The sequence below is a fragment of the Variovorax sp. SPNA7 genome (assembly GCF_033807855.1).
GTDB lineage: Bacteria > Pseudomonadota > Gammaproteobacteria > Burkholderiales > Burkholderiaceae_C > Variovorax > Variovorax beijingensis.
Genome location: NZ_CP138513.1, coordinates 73,129 through 86,362, shown reverse-complemented (window position 1 = coordinate 86,362; position 13,234 = coordinate 73,129). Strand labels below are relative to the sequence as shown.

The following is a 13,234-nucleotide window of genomic DNA, read 5'->3' as shown; positions in this document are numbered from 1 at the left end:
GAACCCGGCCGAAGGAGACAACCATGACCCTGCCCCAACGATTCAATTTCGCCGAGCACCTGTTCGCGCTGAACCGCGGCCGCGCCGAGCGCACCGCCTACATCGACGACCGCGGCACGCTCGCCTACGGCCAGCTCGAGGACCGCGCACGCCGCCTGGCCGCCGCGCTCAAGGCCGCCGGCGTGCGGCGCGAAGAGCGCGTGCTGCTGCTGATGCTCGACAGCAGCGACTGGCCCGTGAGTTTTCTCGGCTGTCTCCATGCCGGCGTGGTCCCCGTCGCCGTCAACACGCTGCTCACGCCCGCGGACTACGCCTACATGCTCGACCACAGCCGCGCGCAGGCCGCGCTGGTGTCGGGCGCATTGCTGCCCGCGCTGCAGACGGCGATGGCGCTCGGCACGCATGAAGTGCACACGCTGATCGTCTCGCAGCCCACGGGCGCGCTGCCCGAAGGCGCGCAGGAATTCGAAGCCGCGCTCGCCGCCGCCGCGCCGATGGCGGCGCCCGCGCCCACGGCCTCCGACGACCCCGGCTTCTGGCTGTATTCCTCCGGCTCCACCGGCAAGCCCAAGGGCACGGTCCACACGCATGCCAACCTGTGGTGGACGGCCGAGCTCTATGGCAAGCCGGTGCTCGGGCTCACCGAGAACGACGTGTGCTTCTCGGCCGCCAAGATGTACTTCGCGTACGGGCTGGGCAATGCGCTGACCTTTCCGCTGTCGGTCGGCGCCACGGTGGTGCTGATGGCCGAGCGCCCCACGCCCGACGCCACCTTCCGCCGCTGGGTGGAGCACAAGCCGACGGTGTTCTTCGGCGCGCCCACCGGCTTTGCCGGCATGCTCGCCTCGCCGAAGCTGCCGGCGCGCGAGCAGGTGGCGCTGCGCATGTGCTCTTCCGCCGGCGAGGCACTGCCCGGCGAGATCGCGCAGCGCTTCAAGGCGCACTTCGGCTGCGAGATCATCGACGGCATCGGCTCCACCGAGATGCTGCACATCTTCATCTCCAACCGCCCCGGCGACGTGCGCTACGGCACCACGGGCAAGCCGGTGGAAGGCTACGAGGTCGAGCTGCGCGGCGAGGATGGCCGCCCGGTGCCCGATGGCGAGGTGGGCGACCTCTACATCCGCGGCCCGAGCGCGGCGCTCATGTACTGGTGCAACCGCGAGAAGTCGCGCGAGACCTTCCAGGGCGGCTGGACCAAGAGCGGCGACAAGTACACGCGCGACGCCGACGGCTACTACACCTACGCCGGGCGCAGCGACGACATGCTGAAGGTCAGCGGCATCTATGTGTCGCCCTTCGAGGTGGAAGCCACGCTGATGCAGCACCCCGCGGTGCTCGAGGCCGCGGTGATCGGCAAGGAAGACGCGGACGGACTGACCAAGACCAAGGCCTTTGTCGTGCTGAAGGACGGCCAGTCGGTCGGCGACGAGGAGCTGAAGGCTTTCGTGAAGGAAAGGCTCGCGCCGTACAAGTACCCGCGCTTCCTGGAATTCGTGCAGGAGCTGCCGAAGACGGCGACGGGGAAGATCCAGCGGTTCAGGCTGCGCGAGCGGGAGAGGCAGGCATGAGCATGAGGTTCCCGCGTTGTTCCCTCTCCCAGAGGGAGAGGGAGCAACAGCCATGACTCCCGACTTCGCAACGATCAACTGGCGCAACCGCCCCGTGCGCATCGAATGCCAGTGGATCGCCCCCGAGCGCACCGATGCCCCGCTCATCGTCTTCCTGCACGAAGGCCTCGGCTCCATCGCGATGTGGAAGGACTTCCCCGCGCAAGTCTGCAACGCCGCCAACGCCCGCGGCCTCGTGTTCTCGCGCCCCGGCTACGGCCGCTCGACGCCGCGCGCCGACGACGAGATCTGGGACGTCGACTTCATGCACCGCCAGGCGCACGAGGTGCTGCCAGCGCTCTTCACCGCGCTGAAGCTCGACGACGAGAAGCCCTGGCTCTTCGGCCACAGCGACGGCGGCTCGATCTCGCTGCTCTATGCCTCGCGCTTCCCGGACCGCGTCAGCGGCCTCGTGGTGCTCGCGCCGCACATCTTCGTGGAAGACGTGACCGTCGCGAACATCGAGCAGGCCCGCACCGCGTACCTCTCGACCGACCTGCCGGCGAAGCTCGGCCGCTACCACGACAGCGCCGATTCGGCCTTCTGGGGCTGGAACCGCATCTGGCTGCACCCGCCCTTCCGCGAATGGAACATCGAGGCCGAACTCGACACCATCCGCTGCCCTGTCCTCGCCATCCAGGGCATCGACGACGAGTACGGCACGCTCGCGCAGATCCGCGGCATCGCGGCGCGGGTCAGGGGATGCGAGCTGCTCGAAATCCCGGAATGCGGGCATTCCCCGCATCGCGATCAGCCGGATCGTGTCATCGTCGCGGCCACTTCTTTCATTACCAAAAACAGGAGACAAACACCATGACCCCATTCACCCCGGTCCGCACCGCCCGCCTCGCGCTCACCGCGATCGCCTTCGCCGCCCTGGCCAGCGCCGCCGGCGCGCAGGGCACCGGCAAGCTCAAGGTCGGCCTTATGCTGCCCTACAGCGGCACCTATACCGCCCTGGGCGTCGCCATCGAAAACGGCTTCAAGCTCTACGTGGACGAACAGGGCGGCAAGCTCGCCGGCCGCGAGATCGAATACTTCAAGGTCGACGACGAGTCCGACCCGGCCAAGGCCACCGACAACGTCAACAAGCTCATCAAGCGCGACAACGTCGACGTGATCGTGGGCACCGTGCACTCCGGCGTGGCCATGGCCATGGCCAAGGCCGCCAAGGAAAGCGGCACCGTGCTGATCGTGCCCAATGCCGGCGCCGATGCGGTCACGGGCCCGATGTGCGCGCCCAACATCTTCCGCAGTTCGTTCAGCAACTGGCAGCCGGCCTACGCCATGGGTGAAGTGGCGGCCAAGCAGCAGGGCAAGAAGAAGGTCATGACCATCACCTGGAAGTACGCGGCCGGCGAGGAGTCGGTCAACGGCTTCAAGGAAGGGTTCGAGAAGGCCGGCGGCAAGGTCGACAAGCAGCTCACGCTGCCGTTTCCCAATGTCGAGTTCCAGGCCCTGCTGACCGAGATTGCCGCGGCCAAGCCTGATGCGGTGTATGCCTTCTTCGCGGGCGGCGGCGCGGTGAAGTTCGTCAAGGACTACCAGGCCGCGGGCCTCAACAAGACCATTCCGCTCTACGGCCCGGGCTTCCTGACCGACGGCACCCTGGACGCGCAGGGCGAGGCCGCCCAAGGCATGCTGACCACGCTGCACTATGCCGACGGCCTGAACACGGCGCGCGACAACGCCTTCCGCGTCGGCTACGCCAAGGCCTTCAAGCTGCAGCCCGACGTGTATGCCGTGCAGGGCTACGACGCGGCGCAGATGCTGGGCGTGGGTCTGGCCGCCACCAAGGGCGACATCGGCAAGAAGGCCGACTTCACGGCCGCCATCGAGAAGGCGAAGATCGACAGCCCGCGCGGCACGTTCACCATGAGCAAGTCGCACAACCCGGTGCAGGACATCTACCTGCGCAAGGTCGAAGGCAAGGAGAACAAGCTGGTGAGCATCGCGATCAAGGGGCTGACGGATCCGGCCCGTGGATGTCGCATGTAACCCACCCCCGTCCCTCGCTCACTGCGTGTAGCTCGACTCCCCCCTCGAGGGGGCGACACCGGCGGACCGGCAAAGCCGGATCCGCGGTGTCTCACGAACATCGCGGGCGCTACGCGCCACGCTCTTTCTTCAAGCCGCTACCGGGATGACCTAACGTGGATTTCGGCACCTTCCTTGTCCAGTGCCTGAACTCGGTTCAGTACGGACTTCTTCTGTTCCTGGTGGCCTCGGGGCTCACGCTGATCTTCGGGATCATGGGCGTGATCAACCTTGCGCACGGCAGCTTCTACATGATCGGCGCGTACATGGCGTTCGCGCTCGCGCCGCTGTTCGGCGACCAGTTCCTCTTGATGCTGGTGGCCGGCGTGGTGCTGGCGGCGATCTTCGGCTACCTGCTCGAATGGGCCTTCTTCAGCTACCTCTACCAGCGCGACCACCTGCAGCAGGTGCTGATGACCTACGGGCTCATCCTGGTGTTCGAGGAACTGCGCTCCATTCTCGTGGGCAACGACGTGCACGGCGTGAAGGTGCCGGCCTGGCTGGACGGCAGCTTTGCGCTCGGCAACGTCATGAGCTATCCGTGGTACCGGCTCTTCGCCTCGGCCGCCTGCATCGTGCTGGCGGTGGCGCTGTACTGGGTGGTCAACCGCACGCGGCTGGGCATGATGATCCGCGCCGGCGCGAGCAACCGCGACATGGTGCGGGGCCTGGGCATCGACGTGAAGCGGCTCTACCGCATCGTGTTCGCGGCCGGCGTGGCGCTCGCGGCGCTGGCCGGGATGATCGCGGCGCCGATGTCCTCGGTGTACCCCAACATGGGCGCGAGCGTGCTCATCATCTGCTTCGTGCTGGTGGTGATCGGCGGCATCGGCTCGATCACGGGCGCGCTGGTGGCCTCGCTGCTGGTGGGCTTCGTCGACACCTTCGGCAAGGTGTTCTTCGCGGACCTCGCTGGCATCGGCATCTACCTGCTGATGGCCATCGTGCTGATCTGGAAGCCCGAAGGGCTGATGGGGAGGCGGCCATGACGCAGACCCACACTTCTTCCATGCGGCGTGGCGCGTTTCTCGTGCCGCTGGCCTGCGCCATTGCCATCGGCGTGCTCGGCCCGTTGATGGGCAACTACGTCTCGGACTTCGTCGTCAAGGTGATGATCCTGTCGATCTTCGCGCTGAGCCTCGAACTGCTGGTCGGCATGACGGGGCTCGTGAGCCTGGGCCATGCGGCGTTCTACGGCATCGGCGCCTACGTCACGGTGCTGGCCTCGGGCAACGAGGGCGGCAACCTCGCGCTGCTGCTGCCGCTGGCCATGGGCGCGGCCGCGCTCTATGCCCTGTTCGTGGGTGCGCTGAGCCTGCGCACGCGCGGCGTGTACTTCATCATGGTGACGCTGGCCTTTGCGCAGATGGCCTTCTTCGTGTTCCACGACACCAAGGTCGGCGGCGGCAGCGACGGCATCTACCTGTACGTGCGGCCGGCCATCGGCAAGCTCGACCTGGAGAACCGCATGGTGCTGTTCTACGTGGTGCTCGCATCGCTGGTGTTCACCTACGGCCTCCTGGCGCTGGTGCGGCGCTCGCGCTTCGGCGCGGCGCTCGCGGGCATCCGCGTGAACGAGCAGCGCATGCGCGCGGCGGGCTTTCCGGTGTACGGCTACAAGCTCGCGGCCTTCGTGCTGGCGGGTGCGCTGGCCGGGCTCGCGGGCTTTCTGCTGGCCTCGCGCGACGGCGTCGTCAACCCCGAGCTGATGGCCTGGCACAACTCGGGCGAGGTGCTGCTGATGGTGATCCTGGGCGGCCTCGGCCACCTGCGCGGCGCGGTCATCGGTGCCATTGCGTTCACGCTGCTGAAGGAAATCTTCTCGACGCACGCCGTGATGGGGCCGCTCGCGGACCACTGGCAGCTGACGCTGGGCATCGCGATCATCGTGTTCGTGGCGTGGCTGCCCAAGGGGCTGATCGGCCTGGCCAAGCGGCTGTCGCCGAAGGGGGCTGCATGACTGCCACCGCGTTCCGGATTTGTCCCCTCTCCCGCAGGCGGGAGAGGGTTAGGGTGAGGGCTGCGGCCCTGCCCATCGCCCTGCGCTTTCTACCGCCCAGTGCCCTCACCCCAGCCCGACCATGAATGCAGGCGCGCTTCTTTCCGTCACTGGCCTCACCCGCCGCTTCGGCGGCCTCACGGCCGTCAATGCCATCACGCTCGATCTGCACGTCGGCGAAGTCCATGCGGTGATCGGCACCAACGGCGCAGGCAAGTCGACGCTCATCAACATGCTCTCGGGCGAGATCGAAGCCTCCGAAGGCCGCATCGCGCTCGACGGCGTCGACATCACCCGGCGCGCGCAGTGGCGCCGCGCGCGCGCGGGCGTGGGCCGCAGCTACCAGCGCACGACCATCTTCCCGGAGTTCAGCGTGCACGAGAACTGCCGGCTCACGGCGCAGGCCGCCACGGCGCGGCCCTGGACGGTGTGGCAGTCGTCCGGGCGCTGCGCCGCCAGCAATGCGGCGGCCGACGCGGCGCTCGAGGCCGCAGGCCTTTCGAACGAAGCCCTGCGCATCGCGGGCACGCTGAGCCACGGCGCGCAGCGCCAGCTCGAAGTGGCGATGTGCCTGGCCACCAAGCCCCGCGTGCTGCTGCTCGACGAGCCGCTCGCGGGCATGGGCGCCGAGGAAACCGACCGCATGCTCACGCTGCTCGCGCGGCTGAAGGCCACGCACGCCATCCTGCTGGTGGAGCACGACATGGATGCGGTGTTCCGCATTGCCGACCGCATCACGGTGATGGTGAACGGCACGGTCATCGCGACCGGCGATCCGAAATCGATCCGCGAGAACCCGGAAGTGCGCACCGCCTACCTTGGAGAAGACCACTGACATGCTCGTCGTCCGCGATCTCAACACCTACTACGGCAACAGCCACATCCTGCGCGGCGTGCATGCCGGCATTCCGGCCGCCACCTCGGTCGGCCTGCTCGGGCGCAACGGCATGGGCAAGACCACGCTGATCCGCACGGTCATGGGCTATGTGCGCCCCGCCTCGGGCGAGGTGCAGGTCGATGGCCGCACCGTCACCGGCTGGCCGCCCGAGAAGATGGCGCGCCTCGGCATCGGCTACGTGCCCGAAGGCCGCGGCATCTTTCCGAACCTCTCGGTGCGCGAGAACCTCGTGATGAGCGAGCGCGCGGGCATCGACGGCCGGCGCGCCTGGACCTTCGACCGCGTGATGGCCACCTTTCCGCGGCTGGCCGAGCGGCTCTCGCACGGCGGCCAGCAGCTCTCGGGCGGCGAGCAGCAGATGCTCTCGATCGGCCGCGCACTCATGACCAACCCGCGCTTGCTGATCCTCGACGAGGCCACCGAAGGCCTGGCGCCGCTGATCGTGGCCGAGATCTGGCGCGTGATCGGCGAGATCCGCGCGACCGGCATCGCCACGCTGATCGTCGACCGCGACTACCGCAAGGTGCTCGCGCACACCGACCTGGCGGTGGTGATGGAGAAGGGGCAGATCGTGCGGCACGGCGCGTCGGCCGATCTGCTGGCCGAGCCGCAGGCGCTCGAGGAATTGCTGGGCGTGTAAGGCGCTTCAGGCGGCCCGCTGCGCCATCAGGAAGTCGATGAACACCCGCATGCGCAGCGGCACGTGGCGTCCGTCCGGGTACAGCAGCGTGTAGGGCCGCGAACGGCCCGCGAAGGGTTTCAGCACCTCGACGAGCGAGCCGTCGGCCAGTTCCTTCTCCACGACGAAGCGGTAGGTCTGGAACAACCCGGCGCCGCTTTTCGCGAGCGTGACCCCGCCGAGCACGTCGTCGGAGCAGCTGTAGGCGCTGTCCGCGAAGACTTCGCGGTCCTTGCCGTTTTCCTTGAAGAGCCACGAAATGCGGCGGCCGCTGCTGGGCAGCTCGAACTGAATGCACTCGTGCGCTGCAAGATCGTCCAGCGTGCGCGGCGTGCCGGCCCTCCTCAGGTATTTGCGCGTGGCGACCACGACCAGGCCTGCATCCTCGAGGTGCCGCGCGATCAGCGTGGAGTCGGGCTGGGCCCGCACGCGCACGGCCATGTCGTAGCCCTCTTCCACGAAATCGATGTTGCGGTTGCTCAGGTGCACGTGCAGCCGGATGTCGGGAAAGCGTTCGCGAAATGCCGGCAGCAAGGGAAGGATGCGGTGGTGGCCGTAGGTGGTCGGCACGCTGATGCGCAGCGTGCCCGAAGGCAGCGCCTGCTGGCCCATCACCTCGCGCTCGGCCTCGGCGAGCTGCGCCAGCGCCTGGCGGCACTGCGCAAAGTAGGAGCGGCCCGCGTCGGTGAGCCGCACGCTGCGCGTAGTGCGCACGAAGAGCCGCAACCCCAGCCGCTTCTCGAGCCGCGAGATCGAGCGGCTCACGGCCGCCGGCGTCACACCGGCAGCGAGCGCCGCCGAAGTGAAGCCGCCGGTCTCCGCAGCAAGGCAGAACAACTCGATGCTGCCCAGGAGGATGTCGCCGAACTGCCGCTGCATGGATTGATTACTCCGCGTATCAAGTGAAGTTCGAGTCTAGTGATTTATCTATTGGTGCGTCATCAATACAGTTCTCCCCACGTCATCAACTTCCTTGGAGAACCGACATGCAGGACAACACATCCCCCACCGTGGTCATCACGGGCGCCTCGAGCGGCATCGGCCTGGGCCTTGCGCAGGCGTACCTCGAGCGCGGCTTCAACGTGGTCGCGAATGCGCGCACCGCCGAGCGGCTCGCGGCCGCCGCGGAGCAGCTCGGCAACCCGGCGCGCCTTCTCGGCGTCGCGGGCGACATCGGCCGCCGCGACACTGCGCAGCAGCTCGTCGACCGCGCCGTGGAGCGCTTCGGCCAGGTCGACGTGCTCATCAACAACGCGGGCATCTTCAACGCCAAGCCCTTCGTCGAATACACCGAGGACGAACTCGAGCAAATGGTGGCCACGAACCTCAAGGGCTTCGTCTATGCCTCGCAGGCCGCGGCGAAGCACATGGTCGCGCGCCGCCAGGGACATATCGTGAACATCACCGCGAGCATCGCGCTGCAGCCGAACCAGCAGGTGCCGGCGGCCTTGCCGGTGCTGATCAAGGGCGGCATCAATGCCGCGACGCGCGCGCTGGCGCTCGAACTCGCACCACACAACGTCAAGGTGAATGCGGTGGCACCCGGCATCGTGGACACGCCGCTGTACACGCCCGAGCAGCACGGCTTCCTCAACGGCCTGGCGCCCGCCGGCCGCATCGCGACCGTGCGCGAAATCGCCGACGCGGTGCTCTACCTCACGAGCGCCGATTTCACGACCGGCGTGGTGCTGCCCGTGGATGGCGGCATGAGCACCGGCAAGTGGTAAGGAGAGCGCCATGCCTTTCGTCAATCTGAAGATCACGCGCGACGGTGTCACGCGCGAACAGAAAACCCAGGTCATTGCCGAGTTCACGGAAACGCTTGAACGGGTGCTGAAGAAGCCGCCGGAGTGGACCCACATCGTGATCGAGGAGATCGACACCGACGACTGGGGCTTCGCGGGCGTAACGACGACGGAGTACCGCAAGCGGCTGGCCGAGGGTGCGAAACCGGCGTGAGCGGCATGCCCACGGTGTGAGGGAGAGTAAAACCTCCGTTCCACCGGGTTTCACCTCTCACCCCGGGCCATGCGGCCACCGAATGATGTGCGGCTGCACGCCCCATGGATCCCCGCAACGGCCGTGCGCACCCGCGAGGCTGAGCATGACTTCCCTGCAATCGCGTCACATCGACAACGTCTACTCCATCGCCACCGGCACGGCGCTGGCCGATCCGGCGGCGAGCCTGGTCCACAAGTCGTGGGCGCGTTGCGTGCGCGAGCACGGCCTCGACCCGACGAAGCCCAGCCCCGCGCGCATCCTTCCGGCGCAGGAGGTGCGCGCGCACCAGCAGCAGCTCGAGCATTTCTTGCGTGCGGCGCGCGCCGGCATGGAAGATATCTACCGCCGCGTGGCGGACCTCGGCTACATGGTGCTGCTGACCGACGCCGAAGGCATCACGGTCGACTACATCGGCAACCCGGCCTGGGACGACCAGCTGCGCCGCGCCGGCCTCTACCTGGGCGCCGACTGGAACGAGGCCCATGCGGGCACCTGCGGCGTGGGCACCTGCCTGGTCGAGCGCCAGCCGATGACCTGCCACCAGACCGAGCACTTCGATGCCACGCACATCGCGCTGACCTGCACGACGGCGCCGCTGTTCGACCACAGCGGCAGGCTCACGGCCATCCTCGACGTCTCGGCGCTGCGCTCGCCCGAAGCCCGGGAGAGCCAGCACCTGGTGCGGCACCTGGTGTCGATCTATGCGCGGATGATCGAGGACGCCGATTTCCTGCGCAGCTTCCGCGGCCACTGGATCCTGCGGCTGGGCACGGCCTACGGGCTGGTCGATGTGGCCGGCGAGTTGATGCTGGCCTTCGACGAGGGCGGCACGGTGGTCGGCGCCAACAGTGGCGCGCGGCAGGCCCTGGCCGAAAACCCGCTGGGCCGCGAGGTGTCGCAGCTGCTGCACATGCCGATGGACGCGGTCTGGCGCCTGGGCAACGGCGGCGCATCGGCCATGCCCTTCGCGCACACGGTGCTGCTGCCGGGCGGCGGCGAATACCACGCCTCGCTGCTGGCGCCGCGCGTGCGGCGGGCGGCGGCGCCCGCGCCGGACACGGCCCGTCCCTCCGATCGCCTGCCGCCGCTCGCGCGCATCGCCGGCGACGATCCGGCCATGCAGCAGCTTCTGGCGCAGGCGCGCCGCCTGGTGGACCGCGGCATCCATGTGCTGGTCGAAGGCGAAACCGGCAGCGGCAAGGAAGTGCTGGCGCGCGCCATGCACGGCGCGAGCCGCCGCGCGGCCATGCCCTTCGTGGCGGTGAACTGCGCGGCCATTCCCGATTCGCTGATCGAGAGCGAGCTCTTCGGCTACACGCCCGGCAGCTTCACCGGCGGCCGCGCCAAGGGCATGAAGGGGCTGATCGCGCAGGCCGACCGCGGCACGCTGTTCCTCGACGAGATCGGCGACATGCCGATGGCGCTGCAGACGCGGCTCTTGCGCGTGCTCTCCGAAGGCGAGGTGCTGCCGCTGGGGGCGGAGTCGCCGCAGCGCGTGGACATCGCCGTGGTGGCGGCCACGCACCGCGACCTGTCGGCGCTGGTCGCGGCCGGGCGCTTCCGCGAAGACCTGTACTACCGGCTGTGCGGCGCGGTGCTCAAGCTGCCGCCGCTGCGTGCGCGCGGCGACCGGCGCTACCTGATCGAGGCGATGTTCAATGAGGAAGCCGCGGCGATGGGCGGGGCCGCGCGGCTTTCGGAAGCCGCGATGCTGCGGCTGATGGCGCACGACTGGCCGGGCAACCTGCGCGAGTTGCGCAATGTGCTGCGATTGGCGCTCGCGCTGTGCACGGGCGCGAGCATCACGCCCGAGGAGCTGCGCCTGGCGCCGCATCGTCCGTCGCTCGACCCCCGCGACGCCGCGCCTACGCCCTCTCCGGCCGACGACGGCGACAGCGCCGCCGACGCCACGCGCCTGCTCGACGCGCTGCAGCGCCACCGCTGGCATGTGGCGCGGGCCGCGCAGGCGCTCGGCATCAGCCGCGCCACCGCGTACCGGCACATGAAGCGCTTCGGCATCGTGGCGCCGCAGCGCGGCTGACCTGCTCTGATCTAGCGCGCCAAGATCTGCTCGATGGCGCGCACGGCCGTGCCCAGGCCGTCTTCCGCGCGCATGCGTTCGCCCAGCGCTTGGGCCCGCGCACGCACCTGCGGGTCGTGCGCGAAGGCGATGCCGCGCGCCAGGTCCTCGGCGCCGAACCGGCTGCCCGCCACCGCGGGCGGTGCCACGCCCGACTGCGCGAGGTGATGCGCCCAGAACGCCTGGTCACCCGCGAAGGGCACGACCACCGAGGGCACCCCCGCGCGCGCGGCCGAGTGGCTGGTGCCCGAGCCGCCGTGGTGCACCACCAGCGCCATCTGCGGAAACAGCCAGTCGTGCGGGGTGTCGCCGATGGCGTGGAAGTTCGGCGGCAGCTGCCGCGCATCCAGGCCGCTCCATCCGGGATGCAGCACCGCGCGCCGGCCGGCCATGCCGTCAATGAGGGCCGCGAGCAGCCGCGCCTTGTCGAAGCCCGTCATGCTGCCGAAGCCGATGTAGACGGGCGCCTCGCCGGCCGCGAGAAAGCCGCGCAGCGCCGGCGCCGGCTGCCAGTCGGGCGCGGGCGCGAGCCACTGGCCGCACACCGCGGCGTTGGCGGGCCAGTCGGCCGGGCGCGGCAGCAGGCTCGGCGAGTAGCCGTAGAGCACGGGGTGCGTGGTCCACAGGCGCCGCCGCGGCGGAAGGCCGCAGACCTCGGCGCGCGCGGCATTCACGGCCGGCCGGAAGGCGCGCCAGAGCAGCCCGTTGACGAGGTGGTGGCTCGCGCGGTTCAGGAAGCGCGGCACGCGTGCGGGCGGAAGGAAGGGCGAGGCGAACGCGGCCGTCGGCGTGAGCGGGAACATGCCCGCGCCGATGGCGGGCACGCCCAGTGCCTCGGCCGCCGACAGGCCCACGAAGGCCGCGAGCCCCGCGCAGACGACCGCGTCGCAGCCCTGCACGGTCTCGACGGTCTGGCGCAGCCAGGACGAGGCGTTGGCATTGGCGATGTCCGCGAGCGCCTTCGCGGCCGCGGCCGGTTTGTCGCCCTGCGCGATGACGCCGCCGAGCGCCTCGCGCATGTCGCCGGCCAGCGCCTGCGAGCGCACGCCGAGCCGTTCGGCCGCGCCGAGCGTGGTCGCGTCCGCCAGCAGCACCGAGGCATGGCCCGCGTCGTCCAGCGCGCGGCACAGCGCAGCGAGCGGCCGGGCGTCGCCCTCGGTGCCGTAGGTGAGCACGGCGAGTTTCATGAGGAGCGCCTCCTTGCAGGGGGCTTCGGGGCCACACGTGCGCCACCGGCGAAGAGATCGACGACCACGGCGAATTCGTCGCGCAGCACGAGGCCGGGCAGCGTGAGCCAGCGCATCAGCGCACCGAAGTACAGGTGGTGCAGCAGGCTCGCGAGGTGCGCGGCCGACACGTCGGTGCGCAGCGTGCCCGCCTGCTGGGCGGCGGCGATCAGCGCCTCGAACAGCCCCGACAGGTCGCGCGGCGTGCCGCGGTCGCCGCCGCCGAGTTCGCTCTCGATGTTGAGGAAGCGAAAGCGGAAGTAGTCGAGCAGGTACGCCCGGTAGCGCTCGGACCACTCGGCCGACGCGTCGAGCAGGCCGCCGAGTTGCACCGCGAAGCCCGCCTTCGGGTCGACCGCCTCGTGCAGCCGCTGCACATCGGCCTCGAGCTCGAGGTGCACCCAGTGCGCCAGGATCGCTTCCTTGGTCGGAAAGTGGTTGTAGAGCGTGCCCTTGGCCACGTCCGACTGCTGCGCGATCTGCTCCATGGTGGTCGCGTCGTAGCCCTGGGCTTCGAACAGGCGCATGGCGGTGGAGGCCACGTGGTCGAGCGTCTGGGTGCGCCGGCGTTCGCGGCGGCCGGGGGGGTCGGGTTCTGTCACGGTGTGGGCCATTGAATTTAAACGTCGTCCAATTTTATACGTCGTTCAAATTCTCATGCATTGTCTCAGTCTCAGCGAGACAGCGACAAGCGCCTGCGACAA

Annotated in this window: 13 protein-coding genes; 10 read left to right on the top strand and 3 right to left on the bottom strand. The window is 69.1% G+C overall.

Translation table 11 applies throughout. From position 1 onward, the window contains the following. The first annotated feature begins 23 nt into the window (after nt 1-23). The 7 genes from RZE77_RS00430 to RZE77_RS00400 all read left to right on the top strand — a co-directional run bounded on the left by RZE77_RS00430 (nt 24) and on the right by RZE77_RS00400 (nt 7,184). On the top strand, nt 24-1,571 hold the full coding sequence (locus tag RZE77_RS00430; RefSeq protein ID WP_319440205.1) for a benzoate-CoA ligase family protein: 1,548 nt from the start codon (nt 24-26) through the stop codon (nt 1,569-1,571). Between the two features lie 52 nt (nt 1,572-1,623). Continuing rightward, the gene (locus RZE77_RS00425) at nt 1,624-2,427 is read left to right on the top strand and encodes an alpha/beta fold hydrolase (protein WP_319440204.1); all 804 of its coding nucleotides are present in this window, start codon (nt 1,624-1,626) and stop codon (nt 2,425-2,427) included. Further along, nucleotides 2,424-3,608 carry an ABC transporter substrate-binding protein gene (locus tag RZE77_RS00420; RefSeq protein ID WP_319440203.1) on the top strand — a complete coding sequence of 395 codons (1,185 nt, stop codon included), beginning with the start codon at nt 2,424-2,426 and terminating at the stop codon, nt 3,606-3,608. Before RZE77_RS00425 ends, RZE77_RS00420 begins: the two co-directional genes overlap by 4 nt. Before the next feature lie 155 nt (nt 3,609-3,763). Then, nucleotides 3,764-4,636, top strand: a complete 873-nt coding sequence (locus tag RZE77_RS00415; RefSeq protein WP_319440202.1) for a branched-chain amino acid ABC transporter permease — start codon at nt 3,764-3,766, stop codon at nt 4,634-4,636. Next, a complete protein-coding gene (locus tag RZE77_RS00410; RefSeq protein WP_319440201.1) occupies nt 4,633-5,607 on the top strand; it encodes a branched-chain amino acid ABC transporter permease in 975 nt (324 codons plus the stop codon). Before RZE77_RS00415 ends, RZE77_RS00410 begins: the two co-directional genes overlap by 4 nt. A 121-nt stretch (nt 5,608-5,728) precedes the next feature. Continuing rightward, nucleotides 5,729-6,481 carry an ABC transporter ATP-binding protein gene (locus RZE77_RS00405; RefSeq protein WP_319440200.1) on the top strand — a complete coding sequence of 251 codons (753 nt, stop codon included), beginning with the start codon at nt 5,729-5,731 and terminating at the stop codon, nt 6,479-6,481. A gap of 1 nt (nt 6,482) precedes the next feature. Next, nucleotides 6,483-7,184 (top strand): ABC transporter ATP-binding protein, encoded by a 702-nt coding sequence (locus RZE77_RS00400; protein WP_018903360.1) that lies wholly within the window; start codon nt 6,483-6,485, stop codon nt 7,182-7,184. 6 nt (nt 7,185-7,190) lie between these two features. Here the strand turns inward: RZE77_RS00400 and RZE77_RS00395 are convergent, their stop codons facing one another. Beyond that, complete coding sequence (locus tag RZE77_RS00395) at nt 7,191-8,102, bottom strand: LysR family transcriptional regulator (protein WP_319440199.1); 912 nt, start codon at nt 8,100-8,102, stop codon at nt 7,191-7,193. A 107-nt stretch (nt 8,103-8,209) separates the two neighbouring features. Between RZE77_RS00395 and RZE77_RS00390 the strand changes: the two genes are divergently transcribed. The 3 genes from RZE77_RS00390 to RZE77_RS00380 all read left to right on the top strand — a co-directional run bounded on the left by RZE77_RS00390 (nt 8,210) and on the right by RZE77_RS00380 (nt 11,265). Beyond that, nucleotides 8,210-8,950 (top strand): SDR family NAD(P)-dependent oxidoreductase, encoded by a 741-nt coding sequence (locus tag RZE77_RS00390; RefSeq protein ID WP_319440198.1) that lies wholly within the window; start codon nt 8,210-8,212, stop codon nt 8,948-8,950. Nucleotides 8,951-8,960: 10 nt separating this feature from the next. Next, nucleotides 8,961-9,182: a tautomerase family protein gene (locus RZE77_RS00385; RefSeq protein WP_319440197.1), complete on the top strand. Its 222-nt coding sequence runs from the start codon at nt 8,961-8,963 to the stop codon at nt 9,180-9,182. A gap of 145 nt (nt 9,183-9,327) precedes the next feature. Beyond that, nucleotides 9,328-11,265, top strand: a complete 1,938-nt coding sequence (locus RZE77_RS00380; RefSeq protein ID WP_319440196.1) for a sigma-54-dependent Fis family transcriptional regulator — start codon at nt 9,328-9,330, stop codon at nt 11,263-11,265. 11 nt (nt 11,266-11,276) lie between these two features. Here RZE77_RS00380 and RZE77_RS00375 read toward each other — a convergent pair whose 3' ends face one another. Together RZE77_RS00375 and RZE77_RS00370 are read right to left on the bottom strand one after the other, a co-directional pair. Then, nucleotides 11,277-12,491: a glycosyltransferase gene (locus tag RZE77_RS00375; RefSeq protein ID WP_319440195.1), complete on the bottom strand. Its 1,215-nt coding sequence runs from the start codon at nt 12,489-12,491 to the stop codon at nt 11,277-11,279. Then, on the bottom strand, nt 12,488-13,132 hold the full coding sequence (locus RZE77_RS00370) for a TetR/AcrR family transcriptional regulator (RefSeq protein WP_319440194.1): 645 nt from the start codon (nt 13,130-13,132) through the stop codon (nt 12,488-12,490). The genes RZE77_RS00375 and RZE77_RS00370 overlap by 4 nt, the downstream gene beginning before the upstream one ends. Nucleotides 13,133-13,234 lie beyond the last annotated feature (102 nt).